Raw genomic sequence first — 21,993 nt, forward strand, 5'->3', positions numbered from 1 at the left:
CTACTTCGCGCGCCGCGGCGGCCCCGCGACGAGCCGCGCGGGCAGCACGCGCGCCGCTGCCGTGAGGAGCTTGTAGCGTTTGCTCGGGATCGAGACGGCCTTGCCCTTTTCGTTGTCGGCAAGGCCTTCGCGGACAACCTGTTCGGCCTGCAGCCACATCCAGCCCGGGGTCACCGCTTTGTCCATGCCCATCCGGTCGTGGAATTCAGTGTGCGTGAAGCCTGGGCAGACGGCTGTCACCTTTACCCCGCGCCCGGCATAGGCGAGGTTGGCCCAGCGGCTGAAGCTGAGCAGCCATGCCTTCGCGGCGGAATAGGTTTCCCGCGGCAGGAAGGCCGCCACGCTCGCCACGTTGATCACCCGGCCCGAACGGCGTTGCAGCATGCCCTGCAGCGCGGCGTGCGTCAGTTCCATCGCCGTTTCGACGTGCAGCTTGAGGTGCCGTTTTTCGTCCGCAATGTCATTGTCCGCGAAGGAGTGAAGCAGGCCGATCCCCGCGTTGTTGACCAGGATCTCGACCGGGCGCGCCGGATCGCTCAGGCGTTCGACGACGGCGGCCACTCCGCCGTCGTCCGCCAGGTCAGCCGCCAGCACCTCCGCCCGGACGCCGTAATTGTTTTCCAGCTCCGCCGCTCGGGCCAGGAGCCGCGCCTCATCGCGTGCCACCAGGACCACGTTGTGTCCCTGCTGGGCCAGCTGGCGGGCGAACTCGGCCCCGAGGCCGGCTGTTGCACCGGTGATCAGGGCGGTGAGGGCCGGGGCCGATGGGCCGTGAGCGGTTGTGTTCATAGCCACAGCCTAGCGCCGCCGCGTTCTGGGCCTCAGGCCAGGGCCGGCCCCGGGGCGAGTTCGCCTTCGGCCGGGCCGTCCGGAGCGCTATCCAAGGCGGCGCCTACCGGCCCAGCAACGTCCAGCGCAACCCCGTCCAGCTCAGCCTCGTCCATGGCGCGGTAGCGCTGTTGCAGCTCTTCGGCGGCGAGCTCGTACCAGGTGTGGGCGCCGAAGGAGGGGCTGGGGGTGTCCAGGTGGCGGTACAGGGCGTCGGCCAGCTGACCCAGGGCCGCGTCGGAGAGCGCCTGCACGGTGGCGGCCGGATCCAGTGTCCCCTCGAAGTAATCGGAGAGCTCAAGGCCGTCGATGAGGTCAGGGCCGGGCGCAGCGGCGGTGCCCGCATCGTCCGGCGTGGGTCCCTCGACGTCGAGGTCGGCGACCTCGCCAAGGAGCTGGCCGGTGACGGCCCCGGTGATCTCGCCGTCCAGCCCGGCCAGGACCTCGCCGTCGGAACCGACGTGAACCAGGCAAATGGGCAGCTCGGCCGGTTCCTGCAGGAGAAGCCGGAAGCCCTCGCTACCGCCTGCCGCAAGGCCGACGGCGGCAGCCACGGGCTCCTGGGGCGCCGCGGGGGCCCGGTTTGCGGCGAGTTGCCGGAGGTAGAGCAGGATCTCCGGGTCGAGGTGGGAGGCGCCGTGCAGATCGATGCTGACGTCCGAGCCGGAGGCCAGTCGGCTGGCTCGCCGCATGATGTGCAGCAGGGCGGGGTAGTTTGCCTGGGTCAGGCAACCGGTGACTTCCAGAGTCACGTGTCCGGGATCGACATCAACACGGACAAGCACACGCAGTTTGTGGTTCACGGGGTTCTCCAAATGACACGTCCTTGAGCCAACTGCATAACTCAAGCTAAACCATACGAAATTGTCGCCCCGCTCACAAGCGGTTACGCCCCGGCTGGCGCCTGATCCGGCCAGTCAATGCACTGGTTGTAGGCGTCATGCTTGCGCAGGTAGCGGTAGATGTAGGGGCAGTGCGGGATGATCCGCTTCCCGGAAGCCACCACGTCGTCCAGGGCGAAGTGCGCGAGCACCCCGGCGAGCCCCTGGCCCTTGAATTGCTCGGCTGTCTCGGTGTGGATGAAGTCCACATGGCCCGGCCTGTCGATGTAGCGCACCTGGACCGCGAGCTTGCCGCCAACATGCAGCTCATAGCGGTGCAGGTCATCATTGCGGGTGGTGGAGACGTCCGGGCTGAACGTGTCTTCAGTTTCTGCCGAGTTCTCCGTCATGGTTCGAGATTGGCACGTAATGGCGGGTGTGGCAATGGCCGTCCGGATCCACCGGAATCACTGGCTTCGGCGTTACGGGTCGGAACGCGGCCCAGCAGCAGCACGGCGAGCGCGAAGCAGGCCGCACCGCCGCCGAGCAGCCCTACCGTGAGCCCGTTCAGTGCCGCGTCGGCCACCGGGATGAATACGACGACGGCGGCCGTCACCACGGCAGCCGCAGGCCGCGCGCGGGAGCTGCCCGGCGCCGTCGGCTGCTCCTCCAGCCGCCCAAACAGCGCCAGCACGGGCAGCAGCAGGGCGACGACGCCTAACAGCACCAGCGGCCGGGTCCACCACCACGCCGCGGTCCCCCCGGTCGGCTGCGGAAAATCGGTGAGCAGCAGCAGCCCGGACATCGCTGCCAGCAGCGGCAGGTGCCACAGGTAGACGGTCATGGACCGCCGTCCCACCCGGGCCAGGACCCCGCGGACCGGCCCGAGGCCGGCCAGCCGGGCGAGGAGAGGCCGGACAAGCTGCAGCCCGGCGGCCTGGGAGACGGCAAGCAGGAACAGGGTCAGGTTGGGCGGGTTGAGGTTGACCAGCATGTTCCCGGAGTACAGCCGGAGCACCACCAGGGCGCCGAGCGTCAGGTTGCTCGCCGCCACGATGCCGAGCAGCCCCGAAGGCGTCAGGCCCTGCAGTTTCCCGTCGGCCAGGATGAAGCCAAGCTGCTGCACAGCGCACCAGAGGAAGACCATGTTGGCGTAGGCCAGTTGAGGCAGCGCGCCGCGGAGGCAGTCCACGGCCACCACCAGGCAGAGGAGGGCGGCGAGGGTCAGCCACGGTGCGCGGGCATGGAGTGCGGCCAGCCAGGGCAGATTCAGCTGCGCCGCGAGGTAGGCGGCCAGGAACCACAGCGGCATGCCCGCGCCGGCGGCCAGCAGTTGGATCACCTGCGGGTCCACGCCGCTGAGCCGTGCGGCCCACAGGCCGGTGAACATGACCGACAGCAGCACGGCGGCCGGGCGGATCAGCCGCAGGAGCCTGCCCTGGACGAATTCGAAGGCGCTGCCGCCCTGGGACCGCAGGCGACGCCAGGAATACAGTCCGGTGACGCCGCCGGCGACGAAGAACAGGGGCATCACCTGGAGCACCCAGACCACGGGTTCGAACCAGTGCTGGTTCCCCAGGGTGTTGTCGGAGCTCACGGTGCCGTCCGGATGCAGGACCGGGCTGACCATCATCGTGTGGGCAATAACCACCAGCGCGAGGCAGAAGAACCGGGCCAGGTCGATGACCAGGTCTCGCTCCGGCACGGCTGGTGCCGGGCCGCCTGCGGGCTGCTGCATGGCGCTCCTTACCGTCGCGGCACGGGCAACCGGCCGCTTTTCCTCCATTGTCGGCCCAGCCGGAGGGAACGCAAGAGGCCAGGACCATCAGCTGGTCCTGGCCTCCGGTGATGGATGCGCTCAGGCGAGCGAGAGGAAAAGCTTCTCCAGTTCGGCACGGTCCAGGCTCGGGTCCTCCTGCTGCATGCACTGCTGCAGACCGGTGGCAATGATGGAGAATCCGGCCTTGTCCAGGGCACTGGAGACGGCGGCAAGCTGCGTGACGACGCTCTTGCAGTCCCGCCCCTCTTCGATCATGCGAGTGACCGCCGCGAGCTGGCCCTGGGCGCGGCGCAGGCGGTTAATAACGGACTTCATGTCGGTGGGATCGAGTTCCATGGGTGCCTCCCGGAGTAGACGGATTACATTCCATGATATACCCCCCTTGGTATTTCACATACCCCTAGTGGTATAAGCGTCCCCTGGCCGAGCCTAAACCGCGGCGAAATCCTCTCCGGTAGGGACGTAAGTACCTACCGGACGGGGGCTCACGGGCGTATTTCTGGGGGTGTGAACGCGGCCAGCTTCGGTGATCCGGTAATGGCCCGCAAAGGCGCCACCGGCGCCGGTCCGGGCCCCTGGAAACGCTACGTCGCCCTGGGAGATTCGTTCACAGCCGGCCTGGGCGATCCCGAGCCCCTCAGCCCCGGCGGAATGAGGGGCTGGGCGGACCGGATCGCGGAGGAATTCAGTGCCGCACGCGGGGATTTTTCCTACGCCAACCTGGCCGTCAGCGGCCTTGTGCTGCAGCAGATCGTGGACCAGCAGCTCGGCCCGGCGATCGCCCTGAAACCGGACCTCGTCACGCTGTCCGCGGGTGGCAATGACCTGGTCTTCCACCGGCGCGATCCCGACCGGCTCGCGGTAAGCCTCGATGCAGCGGTCGCGGCCCTCTCCGCCGCGGGGGCAACCGTCGTGCTCTTCACCGGGCCGGACTGGGGCGACACCCCGGTCTTCGGCCACATCCGCGGCAAGGTGGCCGTCTTCAACGAGAACATCCGGACCATCGCCGCCCGCCATCACGGCGTCATCGCGGACTTGTGGGCCTTGCGGCAACTGAGCGACCCCAGGATGTGGGATCCGGACCGGCTGCATTTTTCCCCGCTCGGACACCACACGATCGCCGGCATGGTGCTGGACACCCTGCAGGTCACGCACAGCCTGCAGCCGCTGCAGCCCAAGCCGCTGCCCGCCGGCAACTGGCGGGAGACCCGGGCCGGCGACCTGGCCTGGGCCACGCATTACCTGCTGCCCTGGATGATGCGGCGCGTCCGGCCGCGCGACGGAAGCGCCCCTCCCGCCCCCAAGCGGCCCGAACCGGGTCCGGTCTTCGGATCGCCGACCAACGCGGCGCACCCCTAGTACGGCCGGGCTGTGTCGGCTAATCTGCAGGGACGGCCTCCGGCCAACGGCCGGGGACAGCAGACCGATGACGATCCCGAGGAGCGAAGTTGTCTAATCACACCTACAGCATTTCTGAAATTGTCGGGACCTCGAATGAAGGCGTGGACGCCGCCGTGCGCAACGGCATCTCCGAGGCTGCAAAAACCCTGCGGAATCTGGACTGGTTCGAAGTCAAGGAAATCCGCGGACACCTCGAAAACGGCCAGGTTGCCGACTGGCAGGTGACCATCAAGCTCGGGTTCCGCCTGGAGCGCTGACGTCCGGGAGGGCGGCGCATGGAGTACACCCAGCTGGGCCGTTCCGGCCTGAAAGTCTCCCGCCTCTGCCTGGGCACCATGAACTTCGGGCCGCAGACCGAGGAATCGGACGCCCACGCGATCATGGATTCCGCGATGGACGCCGGGATCAATTTCTTTGACACGGCCAACGTCTACGGCGGCTCCACGCACCGCGGCTGGACCGAGGAGATTTTAGGCCGCTGGTTCGCCAAAGGCGGCGAGCGCCGGGAACGGACGGTGCTCGCCACTAAGGTCTACGGCACAATGGCTGACCGGCCTAACGAGTCCCGGCTCTCCGCGCTGCATATCCGCCACGCCCTCGACGCAAGCCTCCGGCGCCTCCGGACGGATTACATCGACCTGTACCAGTTTCACCACGTGGACCGGAACACGCCGTGGGACGAAATCTGGCAAGCAGTTGACGTCGCCGTGCAGCAGGGAAAGATCCTCTACTCGGGCAGCAGCAACTTCGCGGGCTGGCACCTGGCCCGGGCGCAGGAAGCGGCCTCCCGCCGGCATTCGAACGGCCTGGTCAGCGAGCAGTCCATCTACAACCTGCTGACCCGCAACGCCGAACTCGAGGTAATTCCGGCCGCCCAGCACTATGGCCTGGGGATCCTGCCGTGGTCTCCACTGCATGGAGGCCTGCTCGGCGGAGTTCTCAAGCAGGAGCACGAGGGTGTCCGCCGGTGTGAAGGCCGCTCGCTTGAGGCCCTGAAGAAGCACCGGAACCAGATCCGCCGGTACGAGGACCTCGCGGACGAACTCGGGCACGAGCCGGGGGAACTGGCGCTGGCCTGGCTGCTGCACCAGCCGGCTGTCACGGCGCCGGTCGTCGGCCCGCGCACCCGGGAGCAGCTCGGCGCCGCCCTGCGCTCCCTTTTGGTGCAGCTCGACGTCGAGGCCCTGGGGCGCCTCGACGCGATCTTCCCCGGCCACCGGACCGCCCCGGAGGACTACGCGTGGTGAGGACTGCGGCGGCCGGCGGCGCGCTTGGGACGGGCGTTTTTGACCGCCCGACACTCCCGAAATTCCCTGTGAATACAAGGGTTTCCCAAACTTTTCCGGGTGTCGAGTGGCGTTTTGATAGTAAGCATGATTAGTATTTAGGCAGAAGGATGAAGCGCACCCGGCAACCCGGGTGTCTCCTCAATGAAAGAGAAGGGCCGATAAAATGGGTTTTTTCGCATTTCTTATTCTGGGTCTTATTGCCGGAGCAATTGCTAAGGCTATCCTGCCGGGACGTCAGGGCGGCGGCTGGGTCATCACGCTGATCCTCGGTGTTGTGGGCGCCCTCCTGGGCGGCCTCATCGGTAGCGCTATCTTCGGCACGGGACTGCAGGAATTCTTCTCGCTGACCACGTGGCTGCTGGCGATCGGCGGTGCGATCATCGTACTGCTGGTCTACGGCATGATCACCAAGCGCTCGCACCGCTAAAACGGTGTGACCGGAAAACCGGTCCCGGGATTATTTCCTGGGGCCGGTTTTTTGGTACCCGTCGACATTTCAACACGACTTCAAGAGCACCCTTCCATAGAACACAGAGCAGGAGTACAGCATGAAAGCCAAACTTCTTTTCGGCACCGGCCTCGCGGCAGGTTACGTCCTTGGATCCCGTTCCGGGCGGGCAGCCTACGAAAAGCTGAAAGCGCGGGCAGCGGGCCTCTGGCAGAGCAAGCCGGTCCAGGACAAGGTGGCGGCCGCGACGGAAGCGGTCAAGGAAAAGGCCCCCGAGGTTTCCAGCCAGCTCACCGAGGCCGCCCGCCGCGCGGGCACGGTCATCAGCTCCGCCGTCCACCGGGACGAGACCCCAGCCGGGAGCCCCGCACCCTCGGGGACGTCGTCCGCGGCGACCCCGGCCGCAGCGGGCACGCAGGCCGGTGGCGCGATCCCCGCACACAGCACCCACCCCGGCACGGCCAACCTGGGGACCTCCGGCGGCGCCCACGCCGCCGTGGACACGGCCTCCGACGTCGCTTCGGATCCGGCTTTGAACGATGAGACCGGGCAGGACTGGTCGGATGAAGGCGGCGCTACGCCGGCCGGACCGGCAACCAATGTCGACCCGGACAAGCACTAACGGGTCCCCGCTAACGGCCCTGCTTTGAGCGTCTGGCAGCAACCGCGCCCAGTACGACGGTGGCGTCCCGCTTCCGGGAGCTGAAGACCCGGCCGGAGAGCCCGCTCCCGGCGAAGATTCGGACCGTCTGAGGCGCCTGCTGCCGGCTCGTCTCAATCAGTAGGTGGCCGCCCGGCGCCAGCCACTCCGGCGCCGCGGCGGCCACAAGCCGCTGCAGTTCCAATCCGTCCGGGCCGCCGTCGAGCGAAGTCCGCGGCTCGTGCAGGCGCGCTTCGGGCGGCATGGTCCCGATCATTCCGGAGGGAACGTAAGGCGCGTTCACCGCCAGAAGATCCACCCGGCCGCGCAGCCGGTCCGGCAACGCCCCGTACAGATCGCCCTCGTGGACCTCTCCGCCCAGCGGGAGCACGTTACGCCGCGCGCAGGCCGCCGCCGCAGGATCGATGTCGGCAGCATGCAGCTCCAGCGGCCCCGCCGCAGCCGCCAGCGCGGCAGCTACGGCACCGGAGCCGCAACAGAGGTCGACGACGACTGGAATCCCCACTGCCCCGGCCGCCCGGCGCGCCTGCAGGACCTTTGTTCCCCGCCGGACGAGATACTCGGTGCGGCGGCGGGGCACAAAGACTTGCGGGTCCAGGGCGATGCGGAGGCCGCAAAACTCCGCCCAGCCCAGCACTTGCTCCAGCGGCACCCCCGCGACCCGCTGCCGGACCAGCGTCTCCAGTTCTTCGTCCGTGGCCGCCGCGGCCACCAGCAGGGCGGCCTCTTCTTCGGCGAAGACGCAGCCGGCGCTACGGAGCCGGCTGATCACCTCCGCCGCCCGCGGGGGCATGGTCCGCATGGCATCACGCCCTTCCGCCGCGCCCTCCGGCAGCCGTGTCCGCAGCCGCCCTGAAAGGCCCATGCTATCCAAAGCGGCACCGCGGCCCTACGCCTTGCCCGCGGAATATCCCGCGAACCGAATCGCACCGGCCAGGGGACCCCTGGCTGAATATTTGCTGGAAAATCCATGTGCAAGCGCTTACAATTGTGACTTGGCTCTCAGTAGCCGGTCTCCGCATCCGTCCCTTCGTCGAGGCAACGTCGCTCACCCGGAAGGTCTCCATCGTGTTCACCCGCAGCTCCAGCCTGCCCAGGCCGCCCCGTTTGAGGCGCGGCGCAGGGCGCCACCACACCGCCCGCGCCGGCGTCGCCCTCGTGGCGGCGCTGGCCGCCGCCGCCGTCGCCGTCGTCCCCGCCCAGGCCGCCCCCGACCCCCGGGGCCCGGGCGCCCCGTCGGCTGCGCATTCGCTCCGCGGGCCGGTCACCGACGAGCGGTTCTACTTTGTGATGGCGGACCGCTTCAACAACGGCAGCGCCGCCAACGACGACGGCGGCCTGGGTCCCAACCCAATGGTCTCCGGCTTCGACCCGACCAAGAAGGGCTTCTACAACGGCGGCGACCTCAAGGGCCTGCGGGACAAGATCGACTACATCCAGGGCCTCGGCACCACCTCGATCTGGCTGACTCCGAGCTTCAAGAACAAGGCCGTCCAGCCGGAGGACCAGTCGGCCGGCTACCACGGCTACTGGGTCACCGACTTCACCCAGATCGACCCGCACCTGGGCACCAACGCCGAGCTGAAGACCCTCATCGACGAGGCGCACGCCCGCGGCATGAAGGTCTACTTCGACATCATCACCAACCACACCGCCGACGTGATCGGCTACGAGCAGGGCGACCGCACGGCGTACAAGTCCAAGGACGCCGCCCCCTACCTGACCGCCGCGGGCGAACCGTTCGACGACCGTGACTACGCCGGCACGGGCACCTTCCCGAAGCTGGATGCGGCCACCTCGTTCCCGTACACGCCGAAACTCGCGGCCGGCGAAGAGAACCTCAAGGTCCCGGCCTGGCTCAACGACACCACGCTCTACCACAACCGCGGCGACACCACCTTCGAGGGCGAAAACTCCTCCTACGGCGACTTCTTTGGCCTCGACGACCTGTTCACCGAGCACCCGAAGGTGGTCAACGGCATGGTCAACATCTACGAGAAGTGGATCGGCGACTTCGGCGTGGACGGCTTCCGGATCGACACCATGAAGCATGTCAACGACGAGTTCTGGCAGCAGTTCGGCCCCCGCGTCCTCGCCTACGCCAAGGCGCACGGCAAGGACGAATTCTTCATGTTCGGCGAGGTCTTCGACACCTCCAAGAGCTTCACCTCCCAGTTCACCACCCGTAACAAGATGCAGGCCGTGCTCGACTTTCCGTTCCAGGAGGCGGCCCGGAACTTCGCCTCGCGCGGCCAGGGCGCCAAGGAGCTGGAGACCTTCTTCGCCGGTGATGACTGGTACACCGACGCCGACTCCAACGTCTACGAGCTCCCCACGTTCCTGGGCAACCACGACATGGGCAGGATCGGCAGCTTCATCACCGCGGACAACCCAGGCGCGGACGACGCCGAACGCGTCGCGCGGGACCGGCTCGCCCACGAGCTGATGTACTTCTCCCGCGGCAACCCGGTGGTCTACTACGGTGATGAACAGGGCTTCACCGGCCCCGGCGGGGACCAGGATGCCCGCCAGACGATGTTTGCCAGCAAGGTCCCGGACTACCTCGACGATGACCTGCTCGGCACCGACGCCACGCATGCGGGCGACAACTTCAACACCGCCCACCCGCTGTACCGCGACATCAGCGAACTCGCGGCCCTGACCACCGAACACCCGGCGCTGCGCAACGGCGCGCACCAGAACCGGTACGCGTCCGACGGGCCCGGCATCTACGCCTTCTCCCGGACCGACGCCAAGGACCAGCGCGAGTACGTTGTCTCCATCAACAACAGCAAGCAGGTCCAGACCGCAGCGGTCCCCACCTACGTGGGCAAGCGCACCTTCAACCGGATCTACGGGGAGGCAAGCGCCGAGGCCAAGACCGCGGCGGACGGGAAGCTGACGGTCACGGTTCCGCCGCTCTCCGCCGTCGTCTACGAGTCCGCCGGCCGCATCCCGCACTCCAAGGCAGCGCCGGCCGTAAGCCTGCAGGCGCCGGCAGCCTCTGCCGCGGACAACAGCCGCGTACGCGTCGCGGCCGACGTCGACGGCACCTCTTTCTACGAGGTCACCTTCCAGGCCCGCACGGCGGGCAGCGCATGGGCCCCAATCGGTACTGACGACACGGCGCCCTACCAGGTCTTCCATGACGTCTCCGCCCTGAAAGCCGGCACCGCCGTGGAGTACCGCGCCGTGGTGCTGGACAACGGGGCGCACACCTCGGTGAGCCAGCCCCGCAGCGTCACCGTCCCGTCCCCGGTGCTCAGCATCGTGAACCCCAAGGAAGGCAGCAGCGTCCGCGGCAAGGTCGAGGTCAGTGCCGTCGCCAGCCCGGAGAAGGCCGACTACGTGGTCCGGTTCGAACGCAGCATCGGCGGCGGGGCCTGGACGAAGTTTGGCGAGGACAGCTCCTCCCCCGACTACACCGCCATGGATGACCTGGCGGCCCTGTCACTGCCGGACGGGACCCAGCTGCGTTATCGCGCGCTCTTGACGGTGCCGGGCGCCGGCGAAGTGGTCAGCGACGTCCGCACGGTGGTCGCGGGGGACCTCCCCCAGCCTAATTCGGTCACCATTGCGGGCAGCCTCAACTCGGAAATGGGCTGCCCCGGGGACTGGCAGCCGGCCTGCCCGGCAGCCTTTCTCAAGCTGGATCCGGCGGACAAGGTCTGGCGCCTGACCGTTCCCGACCTGCCCGCCGGCAGCTACGAATTCAAGGCCGCCATTAACGGCTCCTGGGACGAGAACTACGGCGCGGGGGGCGGCCCCAACGGCAGCAACATCGTGCTGAACCACCCGGGTGGCGCGGTGACCTTCCGCTACGACAACAGCACCCATGTGATGAGCCCGGTCTACGCCTCGCAGCAGCCGGCCACGGTGGCGGCTGCCGGGGACCTCGATTCGGAGCTGGGCTGCCCGGGCGACTGGATGCCGGACTGCCCGCAGGCCCAGCTCTCGCTGGATCCGGCGGACCTCGTCTGGAAGCTGACGTTCCCGGAGCTGCCGGCCGGCACCTACTCGTTCAAGGCCGCGCTCAACCGTTCCTGGGCCGAGAACTACGGCGCAGGCGGAGTCCCGGGCGGTGGAAACCTCAGCCTGGTGCACGACGGCGGCCCGGTCACCTTCCGATATGACCACTTCACCCACCTGATCACCGCCGGCTAGCACCGGGGTCCGACGGACACAGGAAGAACGCCGAAGGCCGGCCTGCACTGAGCGTGCAGGCCGGCCTTTTGACGTACCGGGAGTCGAACCTCGAGTCGGTCAGCCGGCCACTCGGTCCGCGCCTCAGCCGACCAGACGGAGCGGCGGGAGTGCCCGGGCCAGCCGCGTTGCCAGCTTGTGGGCCGCCGCCGCCGAGGGCCGCGCTGCGGGGTCCATCGCCGTCATGGCCGTCAGCAGCGACACCCAGCCGGCACCGAGCTGGGCCGGAATTTCCGGTCCCCGCAGGGTGCGGGCCACGAGCGACTCGACCGGCGTCCCGGGGTAGGCCTTCACGCCGGTAAGGCACTCCAGCAGCACCAGTCCCAGCGCATAGACATCCGTGGCAGCGTTGACGGGCTGACCGGCCGCCTGCTCCGGGCTCATGTAATGCACGGTGCCCGACGAATCCCCCGGTTCAGGGGCTGTCCCGGCCGGCGTGGCGATCCCGAAGTCGGCGATTCGTACCGAGCACCTCCGGAGCGCACTAAGCAGGATGTTTGCGGGCTTGATGTCCCGGTGGACCAGGCCGCGCGCGTGGACGTGCCCCAGCCCGGACAAAGCGGCGGCGGCCCAGCCGGCCACTTCCTCCGGCCCGGTGGCGCCGCCGCGGATCCGCTCGGCAAGGCTGCCCCCGTAGGCGAATTCTTCGACCAGGAAGGGCCGGCCCGCCCACTGGTCACCGGGCGGGACCGTGCCGGCGGCAATGAAGCGGACCACGGCGGGGTGATCCAGGGAGGCGAGTACGCGCGCTTCTGCGTGGATCCGGTTGGCGTGCTTCTCGGCGGGACCCTCGGCCACCTTGATGGCGACGGGACGGTCGTTGAGCAGGTCTGTTCCGCGGAACACCGTGGCAGTCGCCCCGCGTCCCAGGAGCTCGTGGACCAGGAAGCGTCCGCCGGGAGCGTCCGGCAGCGGCAGGACCCTGACATTGAGGCCGGCGGCGGACGCTGCTGCCGCTCCGGACGCGGGGCGGCTGTGTGCCACCGCGAGCACTGGAAGGGCGGTCACGAAAGCGCGGCCAGCGCGTTGGAAGTGTGGACGATGCCATCAAGCTGGAAACCGCAGGAGCAACGCCACACCGGCGGCAGCTCCGCGGAGCCGATGCCGGCGTCGAACGAGTAAGCGGACATGGCGTCCAGCGCCGGGGCAGTCCACTCCATCGGAGCTCCGCAATGGCTCGGTGCCTTGCTCGCGGTGGTCAAAGGCAGGACGGGGGCCGCGGCGCCCGGCTCTGCCGGGGAGTCCGGCGCACCCAGAGGGGCCGCACCGGCTCCCGGGATCCCGGTGATCGTCAACAACTCAGCCACGACTCCTCCACGAAAACGATTATCTAACACAAGTAGTAAGCATACATATCACTAGTCCAACTAGCTAGTTGCTGTCTAGATAATCTTCGCGGATGTTCCTGTCGGCTTAGTGGCGCTCGACCTGTTCGGTGAGGGCATCGGCCATCCGGCGCAGGAAGGACACGATGATGCGGCTCTCCTCCGCGCTGAGCTCTTCGGCCACCGCCAGCATCCTGCGGTGCATCTCCCCCAGCGTCTCGCGGACTTCCGAATCCGTCGCGGCGGTCGGCACGATCACCAGGGAGCGGCGGTCCGTGGGATGGGGCTCGCGCCGCACGTGGCCGCTGCCGACGAGCCGGTCGATCAGGGAGGTGGTGGACGCCGTCGTGATGCCCAGCGTCCGGCTCAGGTCCTTGGGGCCCACCCGCTCCCCGGCGGCCTGGGCGCGCAGCAGATAGCGAAGGGCCAGCAGGTCGGTTTCCCCCATGCCCATCGAGTCCCGCGTCGAGCGCCTGGTGGCAACCTCGGCGGCGCGGTAGCCGCGGAGGGCCTGCAACACCGCGGTGGGCGGGTCAAGCCGCTCATCCGGCCCATACCAGTACCCTGAGCCTGCTGCCCTGTCCGAGTTCATCCGATAATCCTAGCCGATCTAACTACTAGGCAGGCTTGCTTACTGCACGGGGACGGCGCAGGCGGGCGCGTCAGTCCCCGGACGCAAAAAACCCCCGGCGTCCTGTCGCCAGGATGCCGGGGGTTTTTCCACTCTTCGCTAAAAGAGTGGGCCCTGTGGGGATCGAACCCACGACCCACGGATTAAAAGTCCGATGCTCTACCAACTGAGCTAAAGGCCCCAGCCGACAGCCCCAACCGGCGGAAAAATCCGCTGTTGAAAGGCGCGTCGGCCCAGTCCATTTCTGGACGTTAATACTGTACCCCAGACGCAGGCGAGCTTTGTCACCGGGCCCGACGCGCCGCCGTCGTCCGCTTCCCGGGCGTTGTCCCCGCACACGGGGGCATGCTCGATTCCCGGAATGCACAGGAGTAGCGTGGTGGCATGAGCGAGCAAGCAGGAGCCAGCAGCCCCGGACCGCACCGTCACCACAAGCCGAAGCCCTTTGCGCCGATCGACTTTGAGCCTTTCGCCGGGGGTGCGGACCCGGCGCGGGTTTCCGAGGCGGCCCACCTCGCAGCCCAGGCGCTCGTCCGCCGCGGACGGGACAGCGACGACCCCAAGGTCACGCGGCGGCTGGTCAAACTCGCTGATGAACAGGGCCTCGATGCCATAGCCGAAATGTGGGCGGAGAGCCCGGCGCGGTCCCTCCCTGGCGCGCTCTGGCGGCTCTACGCGCTGCGGGCCGCCACGATCCGGGATCCGGAACGGATTTCGGTCTACTTCAGAGCGGGCAAGGACACCGCCCAGGTGTCCCACGTGGTGGCCGGCGCAGCCGAGCCTCCGGGCGCCGAGGAAATGAAGTCGATGGCGGACGCCATCCTCTCCGGCGCCTTCGACGGGGAGTTCGACGTCGCACTGGAGCGCTCGGCGGCATTCTGCCGGGTGGTGGCGCTGGGCCAGGCCACACTTGCCGACGGCGCGGAGCACAGCAACGCCAATCATGCGAGCAAGCTGACGCGGAACTCACACCTCCTGGTCAAGACCGCCGAGGACCTCGAACATGCCGCCAACGCCTGGCGGCTGGGCGAGCTGGACTGAGCGCTCCGGCGGCTGGTGGGCGCCGGAAATCGGCCGTCTAACCCCGCCGTGCGGCACTGTCAATACGCACGCCGGGGCCCTGCTGTCAATGTTGACTTGGTCCCCCCGAAGTAGAAAACTAAAGGCGGTGCCGAGCCGCGAAACCCCCGGGCTTCAACAATTAGCCGCCTAGAGCGGCCTACCGCCGAGAGGCGTATCCGGTTCGGCACCATTTTCATGCCCGTTGCCAGTGGCCCGTTCCGGCCGGCCCGGCGCCTGCCCCGGCCGGCCGTTCCCGCCGGCCGAAGTCCGAGCGGTAAAGTAAACCCCATGCGCGGGCCATCGTCACGTTCCAGGGCCGGCAGACAACGCCCGTGTAAGCCTCGTCCGGAGACCGGTAACCCCACGTGAAGCTGCGCCTTTTCCCCCAGGAGCCCGCAGGGCTGAACCTGCTGTCCCAGATGGCCCACCAGATAGCCGTGGCCACGGGAACCCTCTCGGAGATCCTTGGCGCGCCCGCCAGCGAACATGCGCGGCTGGTGGAGGACATGCACGACCACGAGGCGAAGTCGGCGGAACTGCATTTTGCCCTCCTGACCCACATGCGGACCAGCTTCCTGAATCCGCTCCCCCGCGAGGACATGTATGCGCTCTCCCGTTACCTCAACGAGGCAATGGAGAAGCTTGACGCCGCCGCGGACCTCGTCTTCCTGTACAAGCTGGAGCGGCTGCCCAAACGCGCGGCCGACCAGCTGGAAATCATCAGCCGGCAGGCCGAACTCACCGTTGACGCCATGCGCCAGCTGAACAACCTCGATGACCTGGAGGACTACTGGATCGAGGTCCTCCGTCTCACCAAGCGGGCTGAGCGCACCCACAGGGTCTGGGTGGCGGACATGATCAAGGACATGAAGTCGGCGCAGTACGCGCGCAACCGCGACATCGCGGATCAGCTCGTGGAAGTCACCAAGGACATGCGGCGGATCGCCACCCAGGTGGGCAGCATCATCGTCAAGGAATCCTGAGGTGTCCGTCGTTTTCTTTGCCCTGGTGGTGCTCTTCGCCGGGGCGTTCGCCTTTCTCAACGGCTTCCGCGACGCGTCCTCCTCGGTTGCCCTCGCCGTCCGGACGCGTGCCCTGACCCCCACCGTCGCGGTGCTCCTGGCCGGGCTGTTCAACTTCATCGGCGCCGGGCTGAGCGCAGCCCTGGCGCTGGAGGTCAGCCGGACCTGGGTGGTTCTTCCGCCCGGCGGCAACGGCCTGACCATCCTCATCGCCGGCCTGCTGAGCGCCGTGCTCTGGGGCCTCTTCACGTGGTGGCGCGGCATCCCGGCCTCCTCGACACACGCGCTCGTGGGGGGCCTGGCCGGGGCCGGCGTCGCCAGCGTTGCGGTAGGCGGACATTCGGTCCTGGGCGTGGACCAGTCCTTGCTTTTCCAAGTAGTGCTGCCCCTGCTGCTCTCCCCGGTCATCGCTTTCGCGGGCGCCTATCTGCTGGTCTGGCCGGCCACGTGGGCAGCCCGCTACACACCGCCGAGCGTCGTGAATACCAGGTCCAGGCGCGCCCAGGCCATCGCCGCGGGCGCCGTCGCTTTCGGCCACGGCCTGCAGGACGGCCAGCGCACCAGCGCCGTGCTGATCCTGGCGATGCTGGCCGCGGGGCTCCCCGACGGCGGCACCACCCCCGTCTGGGTGGCGCTCCTGACCGCGGCCATGCTGACGGCAGGCACACTCGCAGGCGGGTGGCGGATCTCCTACACGATCGGCTACCGGATGATCCGGGTCGACCCCCTGCGCGGCTTCGTCGCTCAGCTCTACAGCAGCGCCATCCTGCTGGTGGGCGCGATCGGCCTGCACTGGCCGATTTCCACCACCCACACCGTGACCTCCGCGGTGCTGGGGGCGGGCACCAACCAGAGATACACAGCGACCAACCGCCGGCTGGTGCTGCGGATCCTCGCCTTCTGGGCACTGACGCCGCTGGTCACCGCCGCGGCGGCCTTTGTGCTGGAACTCGCCCTGTCGCCCCTCGCGGGGCTCTAGGGACCCGTCGGCTGCTCTTATCCGAAGCGGCCAGAGACGTAGTCCTCGGTGGCCTTCACGGAGGGGTTGCTGAAGATGGTGTGGGTGTCCCCGTACTCGATCAGCTTGCCGGGCTTGCCGGTGCCGGCGATGTTGAAGAACGCCGTCTTGTCCGAGACGCGGGCGGCCTGCTGCATATTGTGGGTCACGATCACCACCGTGTATTCGTCCTTGAGCTCGTTGATGAGGTCCTCAATGGCGAGCGTGGAGATCGGGTCCAGCGCGGAGCAGGGCTCGTCCATCAGGATCACCTGGGGCTCCACGGCGATGGCGCGGGCGATGCAGAGGCGCTGCTGCTGGCCGCCGGAGAGCCCCGAACCGGGCTTGGCCAGGCGGTCCTTGACCTCGTTCCAGAGGTTGGCGCCGCGCAGGGAGCGCTCCACGAGCGAGTCCGCCTCGCCCTTGGAGATCTTTTGGTTGTTCAGCTTCACGCCGGCCAGCACGTTGTCCCGGATGGACATGGTGGGGAACGGATTGGGCCGCTGGAAGACCATGCCGATCTGCGAGCGCACCGTCACGGGGTCCACGCCGGGACCGTAGAGGTTGTCGCCGTCGAGCAGCACTTCGCCTTCCACCCGGGCGCCGGGGATGACTTCGTGCATCCGGTTCAGGGTGCGCAGGAAGGTGGACTTGCCGCAGCCGGAGGGGCCGATGAAGGCGGTGACGGACTTGGCGTCGATGTTGATGTTGACGTCCTCGACGGCCAGGAATTTGCCGTAGTAGACGTTCAGGTCTTTGACGTCGATGCGCTTAGACATGCTGTTCCTTCACTTGTGGTGGTGGGGCCGGGTGCCTGCGGTGGCCTTAGCGGCCGGCCTTCGGGGCGAAGATGCGGGCCACCAGGCGGGCGGCCAGGTTGAGCAGCATCACGAGGATGATGAGGACCAGGGCCGCGCCCCAGGCGCGCTGGTCGGACGGACCCGGGTTGGACGGCGAGGTCGGGTTGAGGATCTGCGTGTAGATGAAGGTGGGCAGGGAGGCCATCCAGCCGCCAAACACGTTGTTGTTGATGGAGGTGGCGAAGCCGGCGGTGACCAGGATCGGGGCGGTTTCGCCGATCACGCGGGCAATGGCCAGGGTGACGCCGGAGGCGATGCCGGAAATCGCCGTCGGGATGACCACCTTGAGGATGGTCCGCCACTTGCGGACGCCGAGGGCGTAGGCGGCTTCGCGGAGTTCGTTCGGCACGATCTTGAGCATTTCCTCGCTGGAGCGGACCACCACCGGGATCATCAGCACCGAAAGTGCGACGGCGGCAACGGCCCCGGTCTTGGTGCCCGGGCCGACGACGGCGAAGAAGAACGCCGCGGCGAACAGGCCGGCCACGATTGAGGGGATGCCGGTCATCACGTCAACGAAGAAGGTGATGGCACGGGCCAGCGCCCGGTCCTCGCCGTATTCGACGAGGTAGATCGCGGTCAGCAGGCCCACCGGGACCGAGATGACGGTGGCGAGCAGGGTGATCTGCACGGTGCCGACCAGGGCGTGGTAGATACCGCCCAGCACGGGGGCGCCCTGTTCGACGGCCTTGTTGTCGTAGGCGCCGGTGACCCCGTTCATCGAGGTGGTCAGGAAGCCGGGGTCCACCAGTCCCGGCAGACCCTTGACCAGCACGGTCCAGATCACCGAGATCAGCGGCAGCAGGGCAATAAGGAAGGCTCCGGCGACGAGGCAGGTGGCCAGTTTGTCCTTAGCCTTGCGCGAGCCCTCAACTACGGCGCTCCAGCCGACGAGCCCGGCGGTGAAGAGCAGCGCCGAGACGATGCCCCAGCCGAAGGCGTTGAAGCCGACCAGGGCCAGGATGGCGGCACCGATGACGAGGGCGAGGGCCAGGACGATGTACGGCGCGGCCTTGGGCAGCTGCCCCTTGGTCAGGGCCGAGCGTTTGCGCACCGGGGTCAGGGTGGAGGTCATTTAGTTGGCTCCCGAGAATTCTTTGTGCCGGGTGATGATCCACCGGGCAATCATGTTCACACCGAGGGTGATGACGAAGAGCACCAGGCCGGCGGCGATCAGCGTGCTGACCTTCAGGCCGCTGGCTTCGGGGAAGTTCAGGGCGATCTCGGCGGCGATGGTCTGGTTGCCGGACTGGATCAGGCTTGCCGTGAGGGCGCCGGAGGAGAGCACGAGCGCGACGGCCATGGTTTCGCCAAGGGCACGGCCCAGGCCCAGCATCACGGCACTGACGATGCCCGGGCGGCCGAACGGCAGCACGGCCATCCGGATCATTTCCCAGCGGGTGGCGCCAAGGGCCAGTGCGGCCTCCTCGTGCAGCTTGGGGGTCTGCAGGAAGATTTCGCGTGAGAGCGAGGTGATGATCGGCAGGACCATCACCGCGAGCACGATGCCTGCCGTCAGGATGGTCTTGCCGGTGGCGGACGCCGGGCCCTGGAAGATCGGCAGCCAGCCCAGGTTTTTCGCGAGCCAGTCGTAGGCGGGCGCGATTTCCTTCGCCAGGAAGGCGGCGCCCCATGCACCGTAGACCACCGAGGGGATGGCGGCCAGCAGGTCCACTACGTAGCCAAGGCCGGACGCCAGCCGGCGCGGGGCGTAGTGCGAGATGAAGAGTGCGACGCCGATGGCCACGGGGGTGGCGATGACCAGCGCGATGACGGCCGCGATGAGGGTCCCGATCACGATCGGCCAGATGTAGGCGAAGAAGCCCTCGCCGCCCTGGATATCGGCGGCCGGGGCGGTGAACGCGGGAATCGCCTGGATGACGAGGAAGAGCGCAACCCCAAACAGGACGGCGAGGATCAGGCAGCCCGCTGCCAGGGTGGCCCCTGAGAAGACTTTGTCCCCGGCACGGCCTGCGCCCTGGGGTTTGGTCAGGGAGGTGGAGGTCATACCTGGCCCTTCGGTGTCGGTGTTGCGGATGTACGGAACGTCGTGGAACGGCCCGTAGCGGAACTGCGGGTGACGCGGCTAAGTTCCCCGCCCTGCCATACGGCGGGGCGGGGAACTCGACCGTTCAATTCAAACCTTACGACTTGACCTTGATGGATTCGATCGCCTTGACACCCTTTTCGGACAGGGCGGAGGACAGCGGAGCCGACTTGGCGGACTCGGCAGCGGCCTTCTGGCCCTCTGCGGAAAGTACGTACTTCTCGAAGGCCTTGACCAGGTCAACGGTTTCCTGCTTGGCATAGGTGCTGCAGAGAACGTGGTAGGAGACCAGGACCAGCGGGTAGGCGCCGGCTTCGGTGGTGGTGCGGTCCAGCTTGATGGCAAGGTCGTTGGCGCCGCGGCCCTCGACAGGCTTGCCCAGGTCAACGGCCTTGGAGGCCGCTTCCGGGGAGATCTTGACGAACTCGGAGCCAACCTTGATCTGGGCGGTGCCCAGCTTGCCGCTGACGGCCGAGTCATCGGCGTAGGTGACCGCACCGGCGGTGTCGGTGACGGTCTTGACGACGCCGGAGGTGCCCTTGGCGTTCTCGCCCTTCAGCGAAGCCGGCCAGACACCGTCAGCCTTGTCCTTCCAGACGGCGGGAGCCGCTGCGGAGAGGTACTCGGTGAAGTTCTTGGTGGTGCCGGAGTCGTCAGAGCGGTTGACCGGGGTGACTTTGAGGTCCGGCAGCTTGGCGTCCGGGTTCAGCGCGGTGATGGCGGGGTCGTTCCACTTGGCGATCTCGCCGCGGAACATCTTGGCCGCAGTGGTTGCGTCCAGCTTCAAGTCCGTCACGCCAGGCACGTTGAACGCGATGGCGATCGGCGAGATGTAGACGGGAACCTCGATGGCGCCGTCGGGGCCGCACTGGTCCTTGGCCTTGGCKACTTCCTCGTCCTTGAGGTAGGCGTCGGAGCCGGCGAACTGGGCCGAGCCGTCGAGGATGGCCTTGCGGCCTGCGCCGGAACCGTCCGGGGAGTACTGCACGTTCGCGCCCTGGTTGGCGGAGGCGAAGTTGGTCTTCCACACGTCCATGGCCGCACCCTGCGCGGAGGAACCGATGCCGGTCAGCGTGCCGGTGACCTTGGAGCCAGAGGCCGCCTGGGTGCCCGCAGTGGTGTTTGTTGCGTTGTCCGAACCGCAAGCGGTGAGCGCGAGTGCGCCGGCTGCGATAACAGCAATGGCCGCGTTGCGGCCGAAGCGTGATGCCTTCACTAGATGTACCCCTTCCAGGGTTATTCAGATGCGTGTCGGACCGGAGACGTCCGAGCAATAAAGACGGTGGATACGTTTTGTACCTTTACCGAAGTTAGGTGCCCCAGGTGAAGAGAATTGGGGTCCAAAGTGAACGGAGGGTTAACGACGTCGGACCATTGGTCGACGACGGACGGGTCGGTCTTGCGTTAGCTGCGTCACAGCCGTAGGGGCCGCGTCCCGCAACCTTGGCACCGCGGACAGCAAATAGACTGGTGGGCATGGCCTCCGCTACTGGGTTCACCGCAAGCGCACGATTCCTGCGCGGCCGGGTCCGCACCGGATTTGTCCGGAGCCGTAATTCGCTGGTGCCTGCGCTCCAGATGACGGCCTGCGCGGTAGGGGCCTACGCCTTCGCCGAGTACGTCCTGGGCCACACCGGGCCGTTGTTCGCCGCCACCTCCTCCCTGATCGCCCTGGGCTTCTCCCGTGATCCGCGGCTTCGCCGCGTCGTGGAGGTAGGCCTGGGCTGCACCATCGGCATTGTGGTGGGCGACCTGTTGCTGCACTGGCTGGGCGCGGGAATCTGGCAGGCCGCCGTCGTGCTCCTTTTCTCGATTCTACTGGCGCGCTTCCTGGACAGCGGAACTATTTTCACCACCCAGCTGGGGCTGCAGTCCCTGCTGGTGGTGCTGCTGCCGGCTCCCGCCGGAGGACCGTTCACCCGGAGCATCGACGCCGTCGTGGGCGGCGTCTGCGCTCTCCTGGTGACTTTCCTGATCCCCAAGGATCCGCGGCGCGAACCCCGCAACGACGTGAAGAAACTGCTCCACGAACTAGCGGAGGTGCTGCGCGAGTGCTCCTCGGCCCTGACCCACAGTGACTCCACCCAGGCCTGGCATGCGCTGATCCGGGGGCGCAACTGCCAGCCCCTGGTCGATGCGATGCGCCAGACGCTGCGCTCCTCCGGCGAGGTGGCCACCCTGGCCCCCGCCTACCGCCGGTACCGGGACGAGCTGGACCGGCTGGCGCAGTCGGTGGACTTCATCGACCTCGCGCTGCGCAACAGCCGCGTGTTTGCGCGCCGGTTGACCAGCGCGATCAACCACGCCGCGCTCTCGGACGAGGCCACCGAGAACATTGCCGAGGTCCTGCAGGAGACTGCCGCGGCGATCGACGAACTCGGCCTGGGGCTGGCGGAGGTGCACGACGGCGTCCGCCGCGCCCACCTGCGCACGGCCCGGGTGGAACTGAGCGAAACGGCGGGCCGGCTGCACCCGCGTCTGCTGGACGTGCAGCGGCTTGAGGGGGAAACCGTGGTGATGCTCTTCCGCCCGCTCATGGTGGACCTGCTCGAAGCCGCCGGCATGGATCCGAACGAGGCCCGGGACATCCTGCCCGCCCTCTAGCCCCGGCTGCCGGC

23 protein-coding genes and 1 tRNA gene are annotated in these 21,993 nt (G+C 67.7%); 10 read left to right on the forward strand and 14 right to left on the reverse strand.

Annotation, left to right across the window (positions count from 1 at the left end):
* The 5 genes from AC1DBD_RS07315 to AC1DBD_RS07335 all read right to left on the reverse strand — a co-directional run bounded on the left by AC1DBD_RS07315 (position 1) and on the right by AC1DBD_RS07335 (position 3,765).
* Entirely contained in the window at positions 1-789 is a 789-nt protein-coding gene (locus AC1DBD_RS07315) for an SDR family NAD(P)-dependent oxidoreductase (RefSeq protein WP_476917262.1), read from the reverse strand.
* A gap of 32 nt (positions 790-821) precedes the next feature.
* Positions 822-1,631: a hypothetical protein gene (locus tag AC1DBD_RS07320; RefSeq protein WP_476917263.1), complete on the reverse strand. Its 810-nt coding sequence runs from the start codon at positions 1,629-1,631 to the stop codon at positions 822-824.
* An 83-nt stretch (positions 1,632-1,714) separates the two neighbouring features.
* Positions 1,715-2,059, reverse strand: coding sequence for a GNAT family N-acetyltransferase (locus AC1DBD_RS07325; RefSeq protein WP_441418093.1), 345 nt, complete (start codon positions 2,057-2,059; stop codon positions 1,715-1,717).
* The gene (locus tag AC1DBD_RS07330) at positions 2,056-3,387 is read right to left on the reverse strand and encodes an acyltransferase family protein (RefSeq protein WP_476981743.1); all 1,332 of its coding nucleotides are present in this window, start codon (positions 3,385-3,387) and stop codon (positions 2,056-2,058) included. Before AC1DBD_RS07330 ends, AC1DBD_RS07325 begins: the two co-directional genes overlap by 4 nt.
* Positions 3,388-3,507: 120 nt before the next feature.
* Positions 3,508-3,765: a metal-sensitive transcriptional regulator gene (locus tag AC1DBD_RS07335; RefSeq protein ID WP_138767747.1), complete on the reverse strand. Its 258-nt coding sequence runs from the start codon at positions 3,763-3,765 to the stop codon at positions 3,508-3,510.
* Between the two features lie 201 nt (positions 3,766-3,966).
* Here AC1DBD_RS07335 and AC1DBD_RS07340 point away from each other — a divergent pair, with 201 nt between their 5' ends.
* The 5 genes from AC1DBD_RS07340 to AC1DBD_RS07360 all read left to right on the forward strand — a co-directional run bounded on the left by AC1DBD_RS07340 (position 3,967) and on the right by AC1DBD_RS07360 (position 7,189).
* The gene (locus AC1DBD_RS07340) at positions 3,967-4,788 is read left to right on the forward strand and encodes an SGNH/GDSL hydrolase family protein (RefSeq protein WP_441418180.1); all 822 of its coding nucleotides are present in this window, start codon (positions 3,967-3,969) and stop codon (positions 4,786-4,788) included.
* Between the two features lie 89 nt (positions 4,789-4,877).
* Positions 4,878-5,087, forward strand: coding sequence for a dodecin (locus tag AC1DBD_RS07345; protein WP_175322466.1), 210 nt, complete (start codon positions 4,878-4,880; stop codon positions 5,085-5,087).
* Between the two features lie 18 nt (positions 5,088-5,105).
* On the forward strand, positions 5,106-6,077 hold the full coding sequence (locus tag AC1DBD_RS07350) for an aldo/keto reductase (protein WP_476917264.1): 972 nt from the start codon (positions 5,106-5,108) through the stop codon (positions 6,075-6,077).
* A gap of 205 nt (positions 6,078-6,282) precedes the next feature.
* Positions 6,283-6,546 (forward strand): GlsB/YeaQ/YmgE family stress response membrane protein, encoded by a 264-nt coding sequence (locus AC1DBD_RS07355; RefSeq protein WP_175322464.1) that lies wholly within the window; start codon positions 6,283-6,285, stop codon positions 6,544-6,546.
* A gap of 121 nt (positions 6,547-6,667) precedes the next feature.
* A complete protein-coding gene (locus AC1DBD_RS07360) occupies positions 6,668-7,189 on the forward strand; it encodes a hypothetical protein (RefSeq protein WP_476917265.1) in 522 nt (173 codons plus the stop codon).
* A gap of 10 nt (positions 7,190-7,199) precedes the next feature.
* On the opposite strand, the gene AC1DBD_RS07365 is transcribed toward AC1DBD_RS07360, so the two are convergent.
* A complete protein-coding gene (locus AC1DBD_RS07365; protein ID WP_476917266.1) occupies positions 7,200-8,030 on the reverse strand; it encodes a putative protein N(5)-glutamine methyltransferase in 831 nt (276 codons plus the stop codon).
* Positions 8,031-8,335: 305 nt separating this feature from the next.
* Between AC1DBD_RS07365 and AC1DBD_RS07370 the strand changes: the two genes are divergently transcribed.
* Complete coding sequence (locus AC1DBD_RS07370; protein ID WP_476981900.1) at positions 8,336-11,392, forward strand: alpha-amylase family glycosyl hydrolase; 3,057 nt, start codon at positions 8,336-8,338, stop codon at positions 11,390-11,392.
* Between the two features lie 123 nt (positions 11,393-11,515).
* Here the strand turns inward: AC1DBD_RS07370 and AC1DBD_RS07375 are convergent, their stop codons facing one another.
* The 4 genes from AC1DBD_RS07375 to AC1DBD_RS07390 form a co-directional block, all read right to left on the reverse strand.
* Positions 11,516-12,439: a serine/threonine-protein kinase gene (locus AC1DBD_RS07375; protein ID WP_476926023.1), complete on the reverse strand. Its 924-nt coding sequence runs from the start codon at positions 12,437-12,439 to the stop codon at positions 11,516-11,518.
* Positions 12,436-12,738 carry a hypothetical protein gene (locus AC1DBD_RS07380; RefSeq protein ID WP_441418099.1) on the reverse strand — a complete coding sequence of 101 codons (303 nt, stop codon included), beginning with the start codon at positions 12,736-12,738 and terminating at the stop codon, positions 12,436-12,438. The genes AC1DBD_RS07375 and AC1DBD_RS07380 overlap by 4 nt, the downstream gene beginning before the upstream one ends.
* Before the next feature lie 106 nt (positions 12,739-12,844).
* A complete protein-coding gene (locus AC1DBD_RS07385; RefSeq protein ID WP_476926024.1) occupies positions 12,845-13,348 on the reverse strand; it encodes a MarR family winged helix-turn-helix transcriptional regulator in 504 nt (167 codons plus the stop codon).
* 147 nt (positions 13,349-13,495) lie between these two features.
* Positions 13,496-13,568: transfer RNA gene (locus AC1DBD_RS07390), tRNA-Lys, on the reverse strand.
* 203 nt (positions 13,569-13,771) lie between these two features.
* Between AC1DBD_RS07390 and AC1DBD_RS07395 the strand changes: the two genes are divergently transcribed.
* From AC1DBD_RS07395 to AC1DBD_RS07405, 3 genes are all read left to right on the forward strand, one after another.
* Positions 13,772-14,428 (forward strand): hypothetical protein, encoded by a 657-nt coding sequence (locus AC1DBD_RS07395; protein ID WP_441418101.1) that lies wholly within the window; start codon positions 13,772-13,774, stop codon positions 14,426-14,428.
* A 386-nt stretch (positions 14,429-14,814) separates the two neighbouring features.
* Positions 14,815-15,432, forward strand: coding sequence for a DUF47 domain-containing protein (locus AC1DBD_RS07400; RefSeq protein ID WP_476892990.1), 618 nt, complete (start codon positions 14,815-14,817; stop codon positions 15,430-15,432).
* Between the two features lies 1 nt (position 15,433).
* A complete protein-coding gene (locus AC1DBD_RS07405) occupies positions 15,434-16,450 on the forward strand; it encodes an inorganic phosphate transporter (RefSeq protein ID WP_441418103.1) in 1,017 nt (338 codons plus the stop codon).
* Positions 16,451-16,467: 17 nt separating this feature from the next.
* Here AC1DBD_RS07405 and pstB read toward each other — a convergent pair whose 3' ends face one another.
* The 4 genes from pstB to pstS form a co-directional block, all read right to left on the reverse strand.
* Positions 16,468-17,247, reverse strand: coding sequence for a phosphate ABC transporter ATP-binding protein PstB (gene pstB, locus AC1DBD_RS07410; protein ID WP_441418104.1), 780 nt, complete (start codon positions 17,245-17,247; stop codon positions 16,468-16,470).
* Positions 17,248-17,293: 46 nt separating this feature from the next.
* Positions 17,294-18,403 carry a phosphate ABC transporter permease PstA gene (pstA, locus tag AC1DBD_RS07415; RefSeq protein ID WP_476908880.1) on the reverse strand — a complete coding sequence of 370 codons (1,110 nt, stop codon included), beginning with the start codon at positions 18,401-18,403 and terminating at the stop codon, positions 17,294-17,296.
* The gene (gene pstC, locus AC1DBD_RS07420) at positions 18,404-19,336 is read right to left on the reverse strand and encodes a phosphate ABC transporter permease subunit PstC (protein ID WP_441418106.1); all 933 of its coding nucleotides are present in this window, start codon (positions 19,334-19,336) and stop codon (positions 18,404-18,406) included.
* A 136-nt stretch (positions 19,337-19,472) separates the two neighbouring features.
* Complete coding sequence (gene pstS, locus AC1DBD_RS07425) at positions 19,473-20,591, reverse strand: phosphate ABC transporter substrate-binding protein PstS (RefSeq protein ID WP_476892992.1); 1,119 nt, start codon at positions 20,589-20,591, stop codon at positions 19,473-19,475.
* A gap of 260 nt (positions 20,592-20,851) precedes the next feature.
* Here pstS and AC1DBD_RS07430 point away from each other — a divergent pair, with 260 nt between their 5' ends.
* On the forward strand, positions 20,852-21,979 hold the full coding sequence (locus AC1DBD_RS07430) for an FUSC family protein (protein WP_441418108.1): 1,128 nt from the start codon (positions 20,852-20,854) through the stop codon (positions 21,977-21,979).
* Positions 21,980-21,993 lie beyond the last annotated feature (14 nt).

The sequence above is a fragment of the Arthrobacter sp. 10T419 genome, from assembly GCF_056394105.1.

Coding starts and splice junctions, on each gene's coding strand:
- AC1DBD_RS07315 (WP_476917262.1), bottom strand. CDS start 789: ATGAACACAACCGCTCACGGCCCATCGGCCCCGGCCCTCACCGCCCTG.
- AC1DBD_RS07325 (WP_441418093.1), bottom strand. CDS start 2,059: ATGACGGAGAACTCGGCAGAAACTGAAGACACGTTCAGCCCGGACGTC.
- AC1DBD_RS07330 (WP_476981743.1), bottom strand. CDS start 3,387: ATGCAGCAGCCCGCAGGCGGCCCGGCACCAGCCGTGCCGGAGCGAGAC.
- AC1DBD_RS07335 (WP_138767747.1), bottom strand. CDS start 3,765: ATGGAACTCGATCCCACCGACATGAAGTCCGTTATTAACCGCCTGCGC.
- AC1DBD_RS07340 (WP_441418180.1), top strand. CDS start 3,967: ATGGCCCGCAAAGGCGCCACCGGCGCCGGTCCGGGCCCCTGGAAACGC.
- AC1DBD_RS07350 (WP_476917264.1), top strand. CDS start 5,106: ATGGAGTACACCCAGCTGGGCCGTTCCGGCCTGAAAGTCTCCCGCCTC.
- AC1DBD_RS07355 (WP_175322464.1), top strand. CDS start 6,283: ATGGGTTTTTTCGCATTTCTTATTCTGGGTCTTATTGCCGGAGCAATT.
- AC1DBD_RS07360 (WP_476917265.1), top strand. CDS start 6,668: ATGAAAGCCAAACTTCTTTTCGGCACCGGCCTCGCGGCAGGTTACGTC.
- AC1DBD_RS07365 (WP_476917266.1), bottom strand. CDS start 8,030: ATGCGGACCATGCCCCCGCGGGCGGCGGAGGTGATCAGCCGGCTCCGT.
- AC1DBD_RS07385 (WP_476926024.1), bottom strand. CDS start 13,348: ATGAACTCGGACAGGGCAGCAGGCTCAGGGTACTGGTATGGGCCGGAT.
- AC1DBD_RS07395 (WP_441418101.1), top strand. CDS start 13,772: ATGAGCGAGCAAGCAGGAGCCAGCAGCCCCGGACCGCACCGTCACCAC.
- pstB (WP_441418104.1), bottom strand. CDS start 17,247: ATGTCTAAGCGCATCGACGTCAAAGACCTGAACGTCTACTACGGCAAA.
- pstA (WP_476908880.1), bottom strand. CDS start 18,403: ATGACCTCCACCCTGACCCCGGTGCGCAAACGCTCGGCCCTGACCAAG.
- pstC (WP_441418106.1), bottom strand. CDS start 19,336: ATGACCTCCACCTCCCTGACCAAACCCCAGGGCGCAGGCCGTGCCGGG.
- AC1DBD_RS07430 (WP_441418108.1), top strand. CDS start 20,852: ATGGCCTCCGCTACTGGGTTCACCGCAAGCGCACGATTCCTGCGCGGC.